The following is an 18,708-nucleotide window of genomic DNA, read 5'->3' as shown; positions in this document are numbered from 1 at the left end:
TCATGGGTCTGCAAATCGGTTTTGTTGCGCTGCTGTTACTGGTCATTGCCCTCGCCGGCTCGACGTTTCGCATCCTGCGCGAATACGAACGCGGCGTGGTGTTCCAACTCGGCCGCTTTTGGCAGGTCAAAGGCCCAGGCCTGATCCTGCTGATCCCGGTGGTCCAGCAAATGGTCCGGGTCGACCTGCGCACCGTGGTGCTCGATGTGCCGCCGCAGGACGTGATCACCCGCGACAACGTCTCGGTCAAGGTCAACGCCGTGCTGTATTTCCGCGTGCTCGATCCGCAGAAGGCGATTATTCAGGTTGAGGATTATCTTTCTGCCACCAGCCAACTGGCGCAAACCACCCTGCGCGCCGTGCTTGGCAAGCATGAACTGGATGAACTGTTGGCCGAACGCGAGCAGTTGAACATCGACATCCAGCAGGTACTCGACGCGCAGACCGATGCCTGGGGCATCAAGGTCGCCAACGTCGAGATCAAACATGTCGACCTCAACGAATCGATGGTCCGCGCCATCGCCAAACAGGCGGAAGCCGAGCGCGAACGGCGGGCCAAGGTGATTCACGCCGAAGGCGAACTGCAAGCCTCGGAAAAACTCATGCAGGCAGCGGAAATGCTCGGTCGCCAGCCTGGCGCAATGCAGTTGCGCTATATGCAGACCTTGAGTTCGATTGCCGGGGACAAGAGTTCGACGATTGTCTTTCCGTTGCCGATCGAATTGCTCAAGGGCATGGCGGATTTGTCGGGGAAATCCTGACCCGCCTATTCACCCGAAGGTTTGGGCACGAACAAGCGTGCTTGCATCCCGCCCGCGTGGACTTCAGCGCTGGTCTGCCAGGTCGCAGGTAGCGGTGAGAACTCTTGTGGCTCATCGACGGTTCCGACCAGCCAGACCCGGCCTCCGGCTGGCAGCTCGGTCAGGCTGTTCAGATAGACATCACTCGTTACCAGCGTGCCGAACCCGTACTCATTTGGCCGCGTCGATTGGCCATCGGCGTTCGGTGGAGTGAAGAGGCGCACCTGCGCCCCGGTGCGATCGTAGTAGACGTAGCTCAGATACCAGAGCATGTCGCTGGTGACGATGCGGTCACCGGGAAGGAAATGCTGGTTGACGTACTTCACGACCGTGTCGAGTTGATCATGCGTGTCGACCGTGGCGTTGTTGTTTACGCCGACCAGTTCCACGGCGATCAGCGACACCAGCACTGCCAATGCCAACATCCGCACGCGGCTGTACAAACGGTCGATGGCCAACGCCGTCAGCATCGGCAAGCCAAGGGCATACGCCGTCAGATAACGCTCAATGAATACCGGCGTAATGAACGACACCAGATACACCAGCAATAGCGGCAGCCCGGTGTACAGCGCCAGCAGAACACTGCAGCGCGACACACTGCGATCGCGCATCACCGCGATGACTGCCAGCCCCAGCATCGCCAGCGGCAACGCCGCGAAAATCAGCCACGGCAAACTTTCACCGTCATCCTGAATCAACCATGACCAGATCATCGACGGCAGCGAACTCAACGTAACGGCAGGCTCCCAACCGACATCGCCACCGGCCTCAAGCTGCTGCATGTGCTGCGTCAAATCAAGCAGGTTGGGCAGCCAAGGCAGATACAAAGTAACGATGGTCAGGTTCGCCAGCCACCAGTTCCAGCGCTGGATGTGCCGGAACCGGTAACCACGCTGTACGCGGATCGCGATCAGATAAAGCCAGTGACACAGCGCCGCGAGCACGGCGAAATAGTGGGTGTAGAGCGCCGCGCTCATCAGCAGCAGGTAATACACCAGATAGCGCTGGCGTTGCGGGCGGCGGATCCAGTAGACCAGCGCCAGGCTCGCGGCGAGCAGCAGCGCCCCGAGCAGCGCGTACATGCGCACTTCCTGGCTGTAGCGCACCGCGGTCGGCAACAGCGCCAGCAACACACCGGCGATGAACGCTGCGCGACGGGTGGCCAGGCGATCCACCAGCCACACGCCCAGCCCCACCGCCGCAATGCCGGCCAGCGCACTGAGAGAGCGGACCGCCAGAATGCCGTCCCCGAACAATTCGACCCAGCCATGCAGCAGCATGAAGTACAGCGGCGGATGCACATCGAATGCCGCGTGCTGCCAAATTTCACTCAGCGAATAGCGCCCCAGCAGCAGACTGGAACCTTCATCGCCCCAGATCGCTGCCGCGGTCAGATCATAAAAACGCACGAATGCGGCCAGCGCCAGGATCGGCCATAGCCAGTGATTTTTTATCCAGCGCACCCAGCGCAAGCTGCCGAACCAGGAGTCGGGCGCGGCAAACGGATCTTGCGTGTCGCCCATTGGCGTGACTCTGTTCGCCGCCATTGCTGCCTCTTGCCGCGCCGCAGCGCCACGAGAGTATGACGCGCCAACCTGCCCATCACTTTAGGTCAGCCACGGCAGAACCGTCGATGTCGGTTTGTGCTTTCACGACGCCCGGCGTCATAGCCGCCATTTGCCCTTCCGGGTAAACCGACTGCCATCCCCCGCCCAACGCCTTGTACAACCCGACCATCGCCAGCGAAACGCCGGTGGAACTCTCCACCCACTGTTCCTGCGTTGCCAGCAGCGCGCTTTGCACGGTGAGGACGTTGACGAAATCGACCACACCTTCGACGTATTGCTGTTGCGCGGTGCGCAGGGCGATCTGGTTCTGGCGGACGGCTTCGGCGAGGCTGTCGCGGCGGCGCTGGCTGGCGTTGTAGACGGTCAGTTGATCGTCGATTTCATGCCAGGCACGCAGCACGGTTTGCTGGTAGCCGATCGCCGCTTCCTGTTGTTGCGCTTCGCGCAGTTGCAGCATGCCGCGCAGGCGTCCGCCATCGAACAGCGGCAGACTGAATTGCGGGCCGATGCCGAAGGCGCGTGAACCCCACGAGCCAAAGTCGCTGAGTTGCATGGCTTGCGAGCCGAGGTTGCCCGACAGGGTGATGCGCGGATAGAAGTCGCCTTTGGCTACACCGATATTGGCGGTAGCAGCATGCAGGCGCGCTTCGGCCTGACGGATGTCCGGGCGGCGTTCGGCAAGTTGTGACGGCAGACCGATGGCGACTTGCAGCGGCGACTGCGGCACGGCGGCGTCTGTGGATAACTCCTTAGCCAATGCCTGTGGCGGTTCGCCCATCAGCAGGCTGATCGCGTTGATCAACTGCGATTGACGTTGCTCCAGCGCCGGCAATCGCGATTCGATCGCGGCGACTTGCGCGGCGGCTTCGGCGACGTCGAGGTCAGTCGCCACACCGTCGGCCAGACGCAGTTGCGAGAGCTTCAGGCTATGGCGGGCGACGTCGAGGTTCTGCTCGGTGACGGCGCGGGTGTTTTGTACACCGCGCAGCTGAATGTAGTTTTGCGCCGTGTCAGCGAGCACGGCCAATAACACCCCGCGACGGTCGTTTTCGGCGACTTCGAGGTTTGCATCGGCGGCTTCGGTTTCGCGACGTACGCGGCCCCAGAAATCCAGTTCCCATGAGGCGGAGAAACCGGCGTCCCACAGGTTGAAGGCGGAATCGCCGTTGTGTCCGGACGGGTCGTTCAGGCCCTCGCTGCTGTTGCGTTTGCGCGCGTAACTGCCCGTGGCGGCGGTGCTCGGATAACGGTCAGCGGTGATCACCTGGCGGGCGGCGCGGCTTTGCTGCAGACGGCTGCTGGCCAGTTGCAGGTCGAGGTTGCTCTGCACCGCACGCTGAGTGAGTGCGGAGAGTTGCGCGTCGTGGAAGACCTCCCACCATCGTTCGTTGAGGGGTTCGCTGACAGCTTGGCTGGGGGCTGACTTGGCCGGCTTAGTCCAGTCGGCGATTTGTGTGGCTTCGGGTTTCTGGAAGTCTGGGCCGACGGTGCAGGCGGTGAGGCTTGCTGTCACCAAGGCGCTGAAAATGAGTGGCTGCCACTGACCCCATCGCTGGCAAGCCAGCTCCCACAGGGATTGTGCAGGTTGTCCAAATTGTTCAGCCCCACCGACGGAACCTGTGGGAGCTGGCTTGCCAGCGATGAGGCCAGTTGAATTACCACCCATCATCGCTGGGTCACCTCACGCACGGATTTCTCTGAACTGCGCGTATCAATACTCGCCTCCACCGACATCCCCACGCGCAACCGCTCGGCGAGCGGCTGACCCGGTTCCAGCATGATCTTCACCGGAATCCGCTGCACCACCTTGGTGAAATTACCCGTGGCGTTATCCGGTTTCACCGCCGCAAAGGTCACGCCTGTGGCTGGCGCAATACTTTCCACGCGACCGCTCAAGGCTTCACCACCAAGGCTGTCGACGCGCACCTGCACCTCTTGCCCCGGCTGCACATCCGTCAGTTGCGTCTCCTGAAAATTCGCCACGACATAAGCCCGCTGCAACGGCACAACCGCGAGCAGCTTGCTGCCCGGCGTCACATAGGCGCCGACGCGCACGGCGCGCTCGCCGATCATGCCATCCTGCGGCGCGGTGATGCGCGTGTAGGAAAGTTCGAAACTGGCGATTTCCAGTGCCGCTTGCGCGTGTTTCAGACTGCCTTCGGCGGCGTCACGTTGAGCGGTGAGGATGTCGACTTGCTTGCGCTCTGCCGCCAGCTTCGCCGTGGCGGTGTCGAGATGAGCCGTGGCCTGATCGATGCGCGTGCGCGCCTGTTGCGCGTTTTGCACAGTACCGGCGCCGACGCCGGCGAGATGGTTGTAGCGATTCAATTCCTGTTGAGCGAAAGCCATTTCAGCCTTGGCTGAGACCACCGCAGCTTGCGCCTGAGCAATTACCGAAGTCTGGCGCTCCAGCGTCGCTTTGGCATTCTGCAACTGTGCCCGCGCGACCAGGGTTTGCGCATCCGCCGCCTCGGCTGAAGCGCGCAAATCGCGATCATCGATCAGCGCCAGCAACTGACCGGCCTTCACTTGCTGGTTGTCTTCCACCAGCACTTCCTTGATGAAACCGGCGACACGCGGCACCACCAGGGTGTAGTCGGCGGAGACAAAGGCGTCGTTGGTGTTTTGCTGAGTACGTTTGCCAAACACGCCGGGCAGCGCCAGGTAAACCAGCACGCCGACCGCCAGTGCGGCGGCGATGGCCACCGCGAGTTTTTGCTTTGCTTGAGTCGTCATAAAAACCTTCTGTTTCAGTACAGCGATCAGGTCGGCGCGCGCGGCGGAAAGATCCGCGTCGGCAGCCAGAAAATCAGCAGGATCAACGCCACCGCGACGCCGGCCATGCACACATAGAGATCGGAAGAAGTCAGCACCACGGCCTGTTCGTGCAGGCGATGGGCGAGGCCCGGATCGCTGCGGTCGGCCAGCGGCGAATTGCCGAGGCTGTCGACCAGCATGGTCGAATGGAAATGCAGGCGCGCGGTGGTCAGCGCTTCGATCACCCCGGTAGCGACCACGGCCGCCAAGCCTTTCACCGTGTTGAACCACGCGGAGGCGAACGGCCCGTCCTGCGGCTGGATACTGCCGGTGGACAACATCAACAGCGGCAACACCGACATCGGCTGACCGAAGATCTGCAGCCATTGCAGGACGTAGAAATTGTCGCGAATCCATTCTGAAGTCAGCAGCGATCCGCCCAGGCAGGACAGCGTCAACATGCTCAAACCCATGCCAAGCACCCAGCGGCAATCGACCCAGCGCAGGTTGCACAACGCTGCCACCAACGGCAGCGCAATCAGTTGCGGCAAAGCGGCGATCAGCATGATCGGTGCGGTCTGCGCCGGGCGATAACCCTGCACCTGCGCCAGATAACTCGACGGAATCAACACCACCGCCTGCAGAACTATCAGCACACCGGCCAAGGTCATCAAGGCGAACGACAGGTTGCGGATACCGAGCATCTGCAATTTGAAAAACGGAATCGGCTGCGACCACTCGTTGATCAGAAACGCCACCAGCAGCAGCGAACCGGCGCCGAGCAATCCGCAGATCAGGCTCGACTCGAACCAGTCCAGCCGATTACCTTGCAGCAAACCGATCACCAGCATGCAGATCGCTGGAAAACCCAGCAGCAGGCCTTTCCAGTTGAACGACTTGAGGCGCTCCAAACGCAGCGGGTCCTGCGGGATGCCCCATGCGACCATCGTCATGGCGATCAGACTAGGCACGATGATTTGCCAGAACGTCCACTGCCAGCCGACGTATTCAGTCCACAACCCGGCCAGCGGCGTGCCGAGGCCGGGGCCGAATGTCGCCGTCAGTGCGTAGCCGGCCAGACCGTAGAGTTTGATATTCGCCGGCAAAAAGCGCAGGGCGACGGTCATCAGCATCGGTGGCAGCGCACCGCCGGCCAGCCCCTGCAAAGTGCGCATCAGCAGCAGACTTTCGTAGTTCGGTGCAAACGGGCACAGCACGCCAAGCAAGGTGAACAGACCGATCGCGCAAAGGGTGAAGCGGCGCAGCGAGAAGGTCACCGAACACCACGGCGCGAAGGCCATGGCCGCGACCGAGGTGGCGGTGTAGCTGGCGACCAGCCAGGTGCCTTCGTCGTAACCGATGTGCAACCCGCCACGGATGTCGGCCAGGGCCACCTTGGTGACCATCTCGTTGAGGCCCGACACCAGCACCGCCAGCAGCACGCCGACCAGGCCAATGATGATCCGCGCCCCGAACACCGGTGGCGCGGCCGCCGTCGCCGGGCTGGCCGCAGCGATGGGCACCGCAGCCGACAGGGATGTCATGAATACACACTCCGGAGGGAAAAATACCGGAGCATCTTAGTCGGGCTTGGCAATGACGAAAATTGACTTATTGGCAGGTTATAAGTGCGCCAGACACAATCATTAAAAGCAAAAGATCGCAGCCTTCGGCAGCTCCTACAGGGATATGCATTCCAATGTAGGAGCTGCCGAAGGCTGCGATCTCTTGATCTTTAGGGTTGTGCAGCCAGCCAGGTTTCGTCGCAACAGGCCTTGAGGGTTTCGCGCAGCCAGCGGTGCGCGGGGTCCTTGTCGAATCGAGGGTGCCAGGCTTGAGTCAGCATCAACGTCGGCAACGGGATTGGCAGGTCGAATGAGCGCAGTTTCAAACCGAGCCGGCGCACACTCAGCAGAGCTTCTTTGGGAACCGGCAGGATCAGGTCGGAATCAGGCAACGCAAACATCGCCGCATGGAAACTCGGCGCGATCACCGCGACGCGCCGCTCCAGACCCAGCGCATTCAGCGCGGTATCAATCGGGCCGCGAGCGATGCCGCGGCGCGACATGCTGATGTGGGAAAACCCGGCATAGCGCTCGGCGGTGATTTCACCGTCGAGCAATGGATGATCTTCTCGCACCAGTCCCACGAAGTGCGTCGAAAACAGATTCTGCACTTTGACTTCAGGAGTGACAGGGCGGGTATTACTGACGCTCAAATCGATGCGCCCTTCACGCAGGGCTTCATCGTCGCCATCGCCTTCCGGGACGAAGCGCAACTCACAGTGCGGCGCCAGTTGATCGAGGGTGTCGAACAGCTTGCCGCCGTAGACGCCGATGAAGAAGTCATTGGCGCGGATGCTGAAGCGCCGGCGCAGCGTGCCCAGTTCCACCGAGTCGGCCGAGCGGAACAGCAGCGCGGCCTGCTCGACCACATCGCGCACCTGCTCGCGCAACTCCAGCGCTTTGGGGGTTGGCACCAAGCCACGTCCAGCACGCACGAGGATCGGATCACCGATCGCTTCGCGGATCCGCGTCAGGGTTCGGCTCATGGCGGCCGGGCTGAGGTTCATCCGCCGCGCGGCGCCGACCACACTGCCCTCATCGAGCAAGGCGTCGAGGGCGACCAGAAGGTTCATGTCCGGGAGTTGCATGCTGAGCACTCTTGGCTGATCTGGATTGATCTGGGCGCAATGCTAGCAAACATCCTTTAGGTATGGAGGCGCCGGACAGGACGCCATCGCTGGCAAGCCAGCTCCCACAGTGGTTGAGGCGTTCACAACATCTGAAAACACCAAAAAACCTGTGGGAGCTGGCTTGCCAGCGAAGGGGCCAGCCGTCACGCCAGAAATTACCGCTGCATCCCCCAACGCTTAACAGTCACCCGCTCCAGCGTATCGAACACCAGATTCTCCACCAGCAAGCCGATCAGAATCACCACCGCCAACCCCGCAAACACCTTGTCGGTATACAGCTCATTACGATTCTGAAAGATGTACCAACCCAGCCCGCCCTTGCCACTGGTCGCACCAAAAACCAATTCAGCGGCAATCAACGTGCGCCAGGCAAACGCCCAGCCAATCTTCAGCCCCGCCAGAATCGACGGCAGCGCCGCCGGGATCAGGATGAACAGCACCAGTCGCAAACCCTTCAGACCATAGTTGCGACCCGCCATGCGCAGGGTTTCGGAAACCCCGAGGAACCCGGCATAGGTGTTCAGCGCCAACGCCCACAACACCGAATGCACCAGCACGAAAATCAGACTGTTCTGCCCCAGGCCAAACCACAGCAGCGCCAACGGCAACAGGGCAATCGCCGGCAGCGGATTGAACATCGAGGTCATCGTGCTCAGCAGATCACGGCCCAATTGCGTCGACACCGCAAGGGTGGTCAGGGCAAATGCCAAAACGATGCCGATCAGATAACCCTTGATCAGCACCACCAGCGATATCCACACCTTGGCCAATAACTCACCACTGAGCAGCCCGTCGAACAACGCATGGCTGGTCTGCAAGAAACTCGGCAGCATCAGGTCGTTGTTCTGAATCCGCGCGACCACTTCCCACACGACTGCGAGCACAATCAGGATCAGGCCTTTACGCAGCCAGCCCTGTTGCCACAGCCGCGTGCCGAGCGACAACTCCCGCTCGACCGGCACTTCAGTCAGCGGCTCCAGAACAATTTCAAACTCTTCACGCACAGATGATGAATGGCTCATCGGGTAATCCTCCTGGCCGCTCAATAGGCAATGCGAATGTCATTGAAGTCGTGGTCACGCTCGGTTTCCGGCGACTGGCCTTCATCGAACAACAAACGATGAATGCGCCGCGCCGATTCCTGAAACGCCACGCCACCGAGGCTGTGCAGATCGTATTGATGGCTGTGCACTTCGGCGCGCACTCGGCCGGGATGCGGCGACAGCAGCAGGATGCGATTACCGACCACCAGCGCCTCTTCAATCGAGTGGGTGACGAACAGCAGAGTGAAGCGCACCTCTTCCCAGAGCAGCAGCAACTCTTCCTGCATCTTGCGGCGGGTCAGCGCATCGAGTGCGGCGAACGGTTCGTCCATCAAGAGGATTTTCGGCTGCATCGCCAGCGCCCGGGCAATCGCCACGCGCGCCTTCATGCCGCCGGACAAAGTGTGCGGATAAGCATCGGCGAACGCCGCGAGGCCGACCTTTTCCAGATAGTGCAGCGCACGCTCTTCGGCTTCTTTTTTCTTCAGGGTGCGTGATGCAAGCAGCGGAAACATCACGTTCTGTTTGACGGTTTTCCACGGCGGCAGTTGATCGAATTCCTGAAACACTACGATGCGGTCCGGCCCCGGCGCGTCGACGCGCTGGCCTTGCAGACGGATCTCGCCTTCGCACGGTTGAATGAACCCGGCGACCGCCTTCAGCAACGTGGATTTGCCGCAACCGGACGGGCCGAGCAGCACGTAGCGATCGGCCGGATCAATTTCAAAACTGACTTGGTGGGTGGCACGCACCACGCGTTGCGGCGTGCGGTATTCGAGGCTGACATGATCGACCGCCAGCAACGCGTCGCTGCGGGCGATCGGGTTGCTGGCCGCGTGGCCTGGCAAGGGAGCGTTCATTTTTTGATCAATCTCCGGCGAATCAGAAAGGCGCGTCGCCCTGAATGGTCGTGCGATACAGCTTGCGGCGCAGGTGCGCGGGGCAGCCGGCGGCGAGATGGATCAGCGAACGGTTATCCCAGAACACCAGGTCGTGGGGCTGCCACTGATGGCGGTAGATGTTTTGCGGCAGCACGCTGTGGGCATAGAGCTCGCTCAGCAGTTGCTGGCTCTCGTCTTCCGGCAGGCCGACGATGCGCGTGGTGAAACCTTCGCTGACGAACAGCGCCTTGCGTCCGTTCTCCGGGTGCGTACGCACCACCGGATGCACCACTTCGGCGACCTGAGCCAGTTGCTCCGGGGTCAAGGTCGGGCGCCAGTTGCCTTCGAATTTGGTTTCGCTGTAGCGGGCGGTGTAGGAATGCGCGGCCGAACGACCTTCAACAGCTTTGCGCAAGGCCTCGGGCAAGCTGTCCCAGGCTTTGTGCATATCGGCGAACAGGGTGTCGCCACCCTCGGACGGCAACTCCTGCGCGTGGAGCATCGAACCGAGGCTCGGCAGCTCTTTATAAGAGAGGTCGGAGTGCCAGAACTTGCCGGCATCGCCGAGGCCGATGTTCTGGCCGTTTTCGACGATGTTGGAAACGATGAGGATTTCCGGGTGGTTGGCCAGCAGGAACTGCTTGAGCACATGGATCTGCAACACGCCGAAGCGGCGGCTGAAGTCGATCTGTTGCTGCGGGGTGATTTGCTGGTCGCGGAACACCACGACGTGGTGATCCAGGTGCGCGCGATGAATGCGCGCAAAGTCCTGATCATTGATCGGCCGGCTGAGGTCAAGGCCAATGATCTCGGCGCCGACGGCACCGCTGAACGGGCGGATTTCAAAGGATTGCGGCGCGGCGGTCGCGGCGCTTGGGGAAGCAGTAGCTGCGGACATCTTTCCATCTCCCACGCACGGCGCGCTCACGGGCGCGCTCGTCGATCAGACACTCACGCTGGATTGCGTGTTGGTTCAGGTCGTGCGGCGCGCCGATTGGTCGGCAGGTACGCAGGGGGATGACTTTATAGCTATAAGAATCGGAAATTAAATACCGTTAATGAATAACGATATGGCGATTGGTGCGGAATGGACTGAGTGGTGAGTGACGGTTTTTGTCACTTCCTGACAGAGATGTGGTGTTTGGGCTGCCGCTATCGCGAGCAGGCTCACTCCTACAGGGATCGCATTCCTCTGGAGAAATGCGGTTACTGTAGGAGTGAGCCTGCTCGCGAAGAGGCCGTCAGCAGCGCTGAAGATCTAGCGCTCGTGCAACGCCTCTGCCCGCGCACGGATGATCGGTTTGAGCAGATAACTCAACACCGACTTCTTGCCGGTAATGATGTCCACCGACGCGACCATCCCCGGGATGATCAGCAACGGCTTTTCATCGGTACCCAAGTGGCTGCGCTCAGTACGCACCTTGATGATGTAGTACGTGGTTTTCTTGTCTTCGTCGGTAATGGTGTCGGCACCGATCTGCTCAAGCTTGGCCTTCAACCCACCGTAAATGGTGTAGTCGTAGGCGGTAAACTTGACGATCGCTTCCTGCCCCGGATGCAGGAAGGCAATGTCTTGCGGGCGGATCTTGGCTTCGACCAGTAGTGTGTCGTCTAGCGGTACGATTTCGACCATGTCGCTGCCCGGCTGGATCACGCCGCCGATGGTGTTGACCAGCAACTTGTTGACGATGCCGCGCACCGGCGATGTCACCAGCGTGCGGCTGACGCGGTCCTCCAGTGCCTTGCCGGTCGCGCTGGCCTTGTTCAGGTCGGTGCGTGCTTCGTTGAGTTGGGTCAGCGCTTCGCTGCGGAACTTGCCGCGCGTCTCGTCGATCTTGCGCTGAACTTCCTTGATCGCCGATTCGGCACGGGGAATGGCCAGCGTCGTTGCATCCAGCTGACCACGGGTTTCCACCTCGGCACGCTTCAGACGCAAGACCTCCACCGGGGACACCGCGCCCTGCGCCACCAGCGGCTCGGACATGTTGATTTCCTGGCGCTGCAAACCGAGCTGCTGACGATACTGCGCTTGCTTGGAGGCGAATTCGCGCAGCTCTTGCTGACGCTGAATCAACTGCTCCTGCAAACCACCGATCTCGTCGTGCAACTGCTGACGGCGGCTGATGTACAGCGACTCTTCACTCTTGGCCTGACCGGGCACGGCTTTGAGCACGTCCTCGGGGAAATTCAGCGGACGGTCATCGACCTCGGCGCTGAGGCGTTCTACGCGCAGCAGCATCGACAAGCGATCGGCTTCGGTTTCACCGACGTTCGACGCAAATCGCGTGTCGTCGAGACGAATCAGCGGTGCACCGGCTTCGACAATCTGGCCTTCCTTGACGAACAGTTCGGAGATGATCCCGCCCTCAAGGTTCTGGATTTTCTGGATCTTCGACGACGGAATCGCTTTGCCGTCGCCCTTGGTCACTTCGTCGATCACGGCGAAGTTGGCCCACAGCAGCAGAAAGATAAAGAAGCCGATGATCGCCCAGATGGTCAGGCGCACGACGCGCGGGGCGTCCTCGATCAGCGCTTTGTTGACCTCCGGCAGTGGCTGGCCCTGCAGTGATGCCGAGCCTTTGAAGTAGCGACGGATCGAATCCTTGAAACCCGACTTAAGCAACACTGATCTGCCCCTTCTTCAACGCTTCCATCACGGCGGCTTTCGGGCCATCGGCGAGAATTTGTCCACGGTCGATCACCAGCAGACGATCGACCAGCGACAACAGTGAAGCCCGGTGCGTCACCAGCACCACAGTCTTGTTTTCAATCACCGCGGCGAGGCGTTGCTTGAGGCGTTCTTCACCGGTGTTGTCCATCGCACTGGTCGGCTCGTCCATCAGCAGGATCGGCGGATTGAGCAACAGCGCCCTGGCCAGTGCGACGTTCTGCCGTTGACCACCGGAGAGGTTCTGCCCGCGCTCGCCGACTTGCAGCTCGTAACCTTGTGGATGCAGACGGGCGAATTCGTGGACGCCGGCCAGTTCGGCGGCTTGCAGGACGAGCTCGTCTTCTACATAACGGGCGCCGGAGACGAGGTTGTCACGCAGGGTGCCGGCCAGCAGTTGGATGTCTTGCGGCACGTAGCCAATGTTGTAGCGCAGTTCGCTGACGTCGATCTGACGGATATCCACACCGTCGACCAGCAGCGCGCCGTCGTCCGGCTGATACAGGCCGACCAGCAATTTCGCCAGCGAACTCTTGCCCGAGCCGCTGCGGCCGATGATGCCGATCTTCTCGCCGGGACGAATCACCAGATTGATGTTCTTCAGCGCCGGGTTCTGTTGTTCCGGGTAAGTGAAGCTGAGCTGGCGGCACTCGATCGCGCCTTGCAAAACCTTGCGGCTCAGCGGGCGCTCTTCAAAATTGCGCTCTTGCGGCAACTCCATCATCTGGTCGACCGAGGTCATGGTCACGCGGGCTTGCTGATAACGGGTCAACAGACCCGACAGCGAGGCCAACGGGCTCAGTGCGCGACCGCTGAGCATGTAGCAGGCAATCAGACCGCCCATGCTCAGGTTGCCGGCGATGATCTGGTACACGCCGAAGACGATCATGATCACCCCGGCCAGTTGCTGGATCAGCAGGGTGATGTTCATCGCCAGGCCGGAGAGCATTTTCACCCGCAGCTCGAGGCGGCTGAGGGTGCCGATGGTCTGTTCCCACTGGTACTGGCGTTCGCTCTCCGCGTTATTGACCTTCACCGCGTCGAGACCGGCGAGGGTTTCGATCAGGCTCGACTGGCGCTCGGCGCCAAGGGCCATGGTGCGCTCCATGGTCGCCACCAGCGGCTTCTGCAAGGCGTAGCCGATCAGCAGGGCAATCGGGAACGCCAGCACCGGAATCCACACCAGATGCCCGCCGAGAATGGCGATGACGATGAAGATCAGGATGGTGAACGGCAGGTCGATCAGGCTGGTCAGGGTCAGCGAGGCGAGGAAGTCGCGCAGGCTCTGAAATTCGTGGATGTTCTGCGCGAAGCTGCCGACTCGCGCCGGACGGTATTTCATCGCCATGCCGACGATGCGCTCGAACAGCGTCGCGGAGATGATCAGGTCGGTTTTCTTCCCGGCCAGATCCAGGCACAGGGCGCGCAGACTCTTGAGGATCAGGTCAAAGATGTAGGCGCCGGTGATGCCCAACGCCAGAACCCACAGGGTCGCTTCGGCCTGGTTCGGCACCACGCGATCGTAGACGTTCATCACGAACAGCGGCGCGGCCATGGCGATGATGTTGATCAGGAAACTCGCGGCAATCGCATCGGCGTACAGCCAGCGCGAACGCTTGAGGGTGTCGCGGAACCACGAGCGCGCACGCGGAATCAGCGTGCCGTGGTTGACGTCGAATTTGTGTTGCGGCTGGGCGAAGAAGACTTTGCCGGTGTAATCGTCGGTCAGCAATTCACGGCTGACAATCGACTCGCCGCCGTCGGTTTCGCTGAGCAGCACCCGGGCTTCATTGTCACCCTGCCAGCCGAGCAGGACAGCGCTGCGGCCATCCTTGAGCAGCAGCAAGGCCGGCATGGCGATCGCCGGAATTTCTTCCAGTTTGCGCTGCAATACCCGACCTTGCAGGCCGGCGCGAGCTGCCGCGCGGGGCAGCAACTCGACACTCAGGCGTTGTTTGGGCAGCGGCAGTCCGGTGGTCAGCATCGCCGCGCTGGCGGGCTTCTGGTGCAGCATGCAAAGGGCGAGCAGACCGTCCAGTAACGGATCGTCGTGCAGCGCGCGTGGATCATGACTGAGTTGAACTCGACTGACTTCTGATTCCACGCTCGACACTCTTTGACAGTTGAAAAGGGATAACTCAATTCATCCCAGGCAGCTGGACCTTGGGCTTGACGTCGTTTTGCACAACGGATGCCAACGGTGCGACCACTCCCTGGCTTCTGAGCAACTCGCCCATGGTCGCCTTGATTCGGTACTGAGTAAATAACTGAATGTTTTTGATTTCAGCCAGACGCCGCGAAGCGGTGAACAACTCGTTTTCGCTGTCGAGCAAATCAAGCAGAGTTCGTTCACCGAGGCTGAACTGACGCTGGTAGGCGGTGCGCACCGAGGTGCTGTGATCGACGTATTGCTGCGCGATCGGCACCTGCGCGTTAGCGTTGTTCAAGGCGTTCCAGGCCAGGCCCAGCTCTTCGTTCAACTGACGCAGGGCGTTGTTGCGAATATCCAAAGCCTGGTTCGACAGGTACGACTTGGATTCCAGATCGGCCTTGTTGCTGCCACCGGAATAGAGGTTGAAGCGCATGCGCAGCATGGCTTGCCATTCGTTGTTGTGACCGTTCTGGCCGTCGAGATCGTTGTCGGCGGTGCGACCCAGTTCGGCGTCGAAACGTGGGTAGAAGGTCGACTTGGCGGTTTCGTATTGCTTCTCGGCGGCGGCGATGTCGGACTCGGCCGAACGCAGGATCGGGCTGTTTTCCAGCATCTGCTGGCGGGCTTCATTGAGGTTGGCCGGCATCATCGCCATGAACGGCGCCGGACGCTCGAGCTGATCGGGCATCTGGCCGACGGCGCTGAGGAAGTTGGTTTCCGAGTCGGCGAGGTTGGTCTGCTCGGTGATCAGGTTGTTGCGGGCCTGGGCCATTCGCGCTTCGGCCTGATCGAGGTCGGCACCGCTGCCGACGCCACGCTGGGTGCGCAACTGGATCTGGTCGTAGATGCGCTGGTGGCTCTTGAGGTTGTCCTCGGCCAGACGCACGAATTCGCGCCGGGTCAGCACATCCAGGTAGACCTGGGCGACGGTCAGCGCGGTGCGCTCGGAAGTACCGAGCAACGAGTAAGCGCGGGAGTTGACGGTGGCTTGTTGACGCCCGACCTCGCTGGACGTCGCAAAACCGTCAAAGACCATTTGCGAGAGACGTAAACTTGACTCGCTACGATTCAGGGTTTCGTAGTGGTTACCGGAATTGGCGCGGGTGGTGACGCTGTCGGTACCCTCACGGCCATAACCGCCGAGCAGATCGACCTTCGGCAGGTATCCACCTTTTGCCGCTCTTAACTGATAATCCGCAGCCAAACGACTGTTGACCCCTGCCTGGATTTCCGGATGGACATCCAGTGCCTGCTGCATGGCTTCTGGTAAGGATTGTGCTTGTACAAAAGAGGCGGCGAGGGCGAAGGGTACGGCGAAAAGCAGGGGCGAACGCATGATAGGAATTTCCCAGAACTTCTTGTCTTGAATCACAGCAAAACGTGGCGCTGCGTCGGATGATGGCAACCAGATTGACCGTATGTCGGAAAGTTCAAAACAGGAACTGGATCACACGCTGAAGGACAGGTCGCCGCGGAAATATCAATGTGACATTAGTGGGGCGATTGTTTAGGATGGCACCCAGAAGGTCAATAGTTTGGCATAAAGTTAATAGCGAAAGAATCTAGCCAAATTATTGACGAAAAGACGCGTCAAACTTGTTTCGCAAATTTTTAAAGTACGTCCAGACTGAATCGGCGCCCATGCCGTCAGGTCCATGGAAGTCAACTGAACGTGACACCCGGAGAGTCTTCAATGAGCAGTGTTGTTGCCATCGTCAAAAGCATTGTCGGTCAGGTATTCGTGGTGTCCCCAGAGGGCGTGCGTCGCGTACTCGTTGAAGGCGATCGTCTGTTTGTCGGCGACCAGATCGACACCGGCCTCTCCGGCGCCGTGTCGCTTGAATTGGCCGATGGCCGCACCCTTGATCTGGGCCGTGAAACTCAGTGGAGCGCCAACGCGCCCGACTCCAGCACTGATTTGGCCGAAGCCACCGCGCAGGCAGCGCCGTCGGTAGCCGAACTGCAGCAAGCCATCGCCGCCGGTGTCGACCCGACCACCGCGCTGGACGCTACTGCTGCCGGCCCAAGCGCCGCAGGCACGGGCGGTGCTGCCGGTGGCGGTCACAGCTTCGTGATGCTCGATGCCACCGCTGGCCGCGTTGACCCGACCATTGGCTTCCCGACCGCAGGCATCAACGCTGCCGGTCAAGCTGCGCAAAACATTACCGGCGGCCAGACCACCGATACCACCACCAACGCCCTGCGTGATTCGACCCTGAGCCTCAGCGCCACGCCGTCCATCACCGAAGCCGGCGGTGTGCTGGTGTACACCGCGACCCTGACCCAGGCGCCGCTGACCGACTTGACCATCACCCTGTCCAACGGCGCGGTGATCGTGATTCCGGCCGGTGCAACCACCGGCACCGTCAACGTGCCACTGGCGCCGAACGACACCGTTTATAACGACCCGACCCAGATCGACGTGACCGTCACCGGCACCACCGGCGGCAATGGCATCACCGTGACCCCGCCGACCACTCCGGCCACGACCCAGGTCACCGACACCATCGACACCACCACCGTCACCCTGACGGCCGGGCCGAGTGTCACCGAAGGCGGGCAGATCACGTACACCGCGACCCTGACCAACCCGGCGCAAACCCCGGTGACCGTCACCCTGTCGAACGGCTCGACCATCACCATCGGCGCCGGCCAGACCACCGGCACCGTCAACGTGCCGACCCCGGCCAACGACGTCTATAACAACGGCAGCACCGTCACCACCACCATCACCGGTGCGACTGGCGGCAACTTCGAAAACCTGGTGCCGAACCCGACGCCAGCGGTGACCACCATCACCGACTCGATCGACACCACCAACCTGACCCTGACTGCCACCGGCACAGTGGTCGAAGGCGGCCAGATCACCTACACCGCGACCCTGACCAACCCGGCGCAAACCCCGGTGACCGTCACCCTGTCGAACGGTTCGACCATCACCATTGAGGCTGGCCAGACCACCGGCACCGTCAACGTGCCGACGGCGGCCAATGACGTCTACAACAATGGCGGCACTGTCAGCACCACCATTACTGGCGCCAGCGGCGGCAACTTTGAAAACCTGGTGCCAAACACCACGCCAGCCACCACCACGGTTACCGACTCGGTCGACACCACCAGCGTGAGCCTCACCGCTACCGGCACCGTCGTCGAAGGCGGCCAGATCACCTACACCGCGACGCTGACCAACGCAGCGCAAACTCCGGTGACGATCACCCTGTCGAACGGTTCGACCATCACCATTGACGCCGGCAAAACCACCGGCAGCGTCAACGTGCCGACCGCGGCCAACGACGTTTACAACAATGGCAGCACCGTCAGCACCACTATCACCGGCGCTACCGGCGGCAATTTCGAAAACCTGGTGCCGAACACGACGCCAGCGACCACCACCATTACCGACTCGATCGACAACACCAACCTGTCGCTGACGGCCACCGGCACCGTGGCGGAAGGTGGTTCGATTGTTTACACCGCCACGCTGACCAATCCGGCCGGCACGCCGGTAACCGTGACCCTGAGCAACGGCTCGGTGATCACCATCGACGCGGGCAAAACCACTGGCACCGTGACCGTTCCGGCGCCGGCCGATGATGTCTATAAAGACGCAGGCAAAGTCGAAGTCACCATCAAGGATGCGACTGGCGGCAACTTCGAGAATCTGCTGCCGAGCACTGTCCCGGCCGTGACCGAAGTGACCGACACTATCGATACCTCGACCGTGAAACTGACGGCTGATACCTCGGTTGCTGAAGGTGGCACCGTCACCTACACCGCCACCGTTGGCGCCCCGGTGACCGGTTCGCCTGTCGTGGTAACCCTGGCCAACGGTCAGAGCATCACCATTGAAGTCGGTAAAACCACCGGCAGCGTGACCACCACCGCGCCAAATGACGCGTTGACCGGCAACGCACCGCTGACGAATTCGATCACTGGCGTTTCGGGTGGTAATTACGAAGATCTGGTCGCCGACAAGACCCCGGTATCGACCAGCGTTACCGATGTTGCCGACACCACCAACCTGTCGCTGAGCGCAACCGGTTCCGTGGCTGAGGGTGGTTCGATTGTTTACACCGCCACGCTGACCAATCCGGCCGGCACGCCAGTCACCGTGACCCTGAGCAACGGCTCGGTGATCACCATT

The 18,708-nt window shown here is 61.0% G+C and carries 13 protein-coding genes; 2 read left to right on the top strand and 11 right to left on the bottom strand.

The window, feature by feature from the left end; translation table 11 throughout:
• Window positions 1-2: 2 nt before the first annotated feature.
• Entirely contained in the window at window positions 3-761 is a 759-nt protein-coding gene (locus tag ACM6JQ_RS26440) for a slipin family protein (protein WP_007917711.1), read from the top strand.
• Window positions 762-766: 5 nt separating this feature from the next.
• Here ACM6JQ_RS26440 and ACM6JQ_RS26435 read toward each other — a convergent pair whose 3' ends face one another.
• The 11 genes from ACM6JQ_RS26435 to ACM6JQ_RS26385 all read right to left on the bottom strand — a co-directional run bounded on the left by ACM6JQ_RS26435 (window position 767) and on the right by ACM6JQ_RS26385 (window position 15,900).
• Window positions 767-2,347 (bottom strand): glycosyltransferase family 39 protein, encoded by a 1,581-nt coding sequence (locus ACM6JQ_RS26435; protein ID WP_414894958.1) that lies wholly within the window; start codon window positions 2,345-2,347, stop codon window positions 767-769.
• A gap of 55 nt (window positions 2,348-2,402) precedes the next feature.
• Window positions 2,403-4,037, bottom strand: a complete 1,635-nt coding sequence (locus ACM6JQ_RS26430; RefSeq protein ID WP_259740583.1) for an efflux transporter outer membrane subunit — start codon at window positions 4,035-4,037, stop codon at window positions 2,403-2,405.
• Complete coding sequence (locus ACM6JQ_RS26425) at window positions 4,034-5,104, bottom strand: HlyD family secretion protein (protein ID WP_414894957.1); 1,071 nt, start codon at window positions 5,102-5,104, stop codon at window positions 4,034-4,036. The genes ACM6JQ_RS26430 and ACM6JQ_RS26425 overlap by 4 nt, the downstream gene beginning before the upstream one ends.
• Before the next feature lie 26 nt (window positions 5,105-5,130).
• Window positions 5,131-6,669, bottom strand: coding sequence for an MFS transporter (locus ACM6JQ_RS26420; protein ID WP_414894956.1), 1,539 nt, complete (start codon window positions 6,667-6,669; stop codon window positions 5,131-5,133).
• Between the two features lie 191 nt (window positions 6,670-6,860).
• Entirely contained in the window at window positions 6,861-7,778 is a 918-nt protein-coding gene (locus tag ACM6JQ_RS26415; RefSeq protein ID WP_016985559.1) for a LysR family transcriptional regulator, read from the bottom strand.
• A 197-nt stretch (window positions 7,779-7,975) separates the two neighbouring features.
• Complete coding sequence (locus tag ACM6JQ_RS26410) at window positions 7,976-8,842, bottom strand: ABC transporter permease (RefSeq protein ID WP_007918317.1); 867 nt, start codon at window positions 8,840-8,842, stop codon at window positions 7,976-7,978.
• 20 nt (window positions 8,843-8,862) lie between these two features.
• The gene (locus ACM6JQ_RS26405; protein WP_007918315.1) at window positions 8,863-9,723 is read right to left on the bottom strand and encodes an ABC transporter ATP-binding protein; all 861 of its coding nucleotides are present in this window, start codon (window positions 9,721-9,723) and stop codon (window positions 8,863-8,865) included.
• 22 nt (window positions 9,724-9,745) lie between these two features.
• Entirely contained in the window at window positions 9,746-10,642 is an 897-nt protein-coding gene (locus ACM6JQ_RS26400) for a TauD/TfdA dioxygenase family protein (protein ID WP_095113880.1), read from the bottom strand.
• A gap of 360 nt (window positions 10,643-11,002) precedes the next feature.
• Complete coding sequence (locus ACM6JQ_RS26395; protein ID WP_007918311.1) at window positions 11,003-12,370, bottom strand: HlyD family type I secretion periplasmic adaptor subunit; 1,368 nt, start codon at window positions 12,368-12,370, stop codon at window positions 11,003-11,005.
• The gene (locus tag ACM6JQ_RS26390) at window positions 12,360-14,516 is read right to left on the bottom strand and encodes a type I secretion system permease/ATPase (protein ID WP_095113879.1); all 2,157 of its coding nucleotides are present in this window, start codon (window positions 14,514-14,516) and stop codon (window positions 12,360-12,362) included. Before ACM6JQ_RS26390 ends, ACM6JQ_RS26395 begins: the two co-directional genes overlap by 11 nt.
• 34 nt (window positions 14,517-14,550) lie before the next feature.
• The gene (locus tag ACM6JQ_RS26385) at window positions 14,551-15,900 is read right to left on the bottom strand and encodes a TolC family outer membrane protein (RefSeq protein ID WP_016985554.1); all 1,350 of its coding nucleotides are present in this window, start codon (window positions 15,898-15,900) and stop codon (window positions 14,551-14,553) included.
• Between the two features lie 357 nt (window positions 15,901-16,257).
• Between ACM6JQ_RS26385 and ACM6JQ_RS26380 the strand changes: the two genes are divergently transcribed.
• On the top strand, window positions 16,258-18,708 hold a 2,451-nt coding region (locus ACM6JQ_RS26380), incomplete at its 3' end, for a retention module-containing protein (protein ID WP_414894955.1).

It is taken from the genome of Pseudomonas sp. IT-232MI5, from assembly GCF_949767845.1.
GTDB lineage: Bacteria > Pseudomonadota > Gammaproteobacteria > Pseudomonadales > Pseudomonadaceae > Aquipseudomonas.
The sequence above is the reverse complement of the archived record's forward strand: the minus strand, read 5'-3'. Positions and strand labels throughout refer to the sequence as shown.

Bases quoted from the DNA above. Each gene is read 5' to 3' on its own strand.
- ACM6JQ_RS26440 (WP_007917711.1), top strand. From the start codon at position 3: ATGGGTCTGCAAATCGGTTTTGTTGCGCTGCTGTTACTGGTCATTGCC.
- ACM6JQ_RS26435 (WP_414894958.1), bottom strand. From the start codon at position 2,347: ATGGCGGCGAACAGAGTCACGCCAATGGGCGACACGCAAGATCCGTTT.
- ACM6JQ_RS26430 (WP_259740583.1), bottom strand. From the start codon at position 4,037: ATGATGGGTGGTAATTCAACTGGCCTCATCGCTGGCAAGCCAGCTCCC.
- ACM6JQ_RS26425 (WP_414894957.1), bottom strand. From the start codon at position 5,104: ATGACGACTCAAGCAAAGCAAAAACTCGCGGTGGCCATCGCCGCCGCA.
- ACM6JQ_RS26420 (WP_414894956.1), bottom strand. From the start codon at position 6,669: ATGACATCCCTGTCGGCTGCGGTGCCCATCGCTGCGGCCAGCCCGGCG.
- ACM6JQ_RS26415 (WP_016985559.1), bottom strand. From the start codon at position 7,778: ATGCAACTCCCGGACATGAACCTTCTGGTCGCCCTCGACGCCTTGCTC.
- ACM6JQ_RS26410 (WP_007918317.1), bottom strand. From the start codon at position 8,842: ATGAGCCATTCATCATCTGTGCGTGAAGAGTTTGAAATTGTTCTGGAG.
- ACM6JQ_RS26405 (WP_007918315.1), bottom strand. From the start codon at position 9,723: ATGAACGCTCCCTTGCCAGGCCACGCGGCCAGCAACCCGATCGCCCGC.
- ACM6JQ_RS26400 (WP_095113880.1), bottom strand. From the start codon at position 10,642: ATGTCCGCAGCTACTGCTTCCCCAAGCGCCGCGACCGCCGCGCCGCAA.
- ACM6JQ_RS26385 (WP_016985554.1), bottom strand. From the start codon at position 15,900: ATGCGTTCGCCCCTGCTTTTCGCCGTACCCTTCGCCCTCGCCGCCTCT.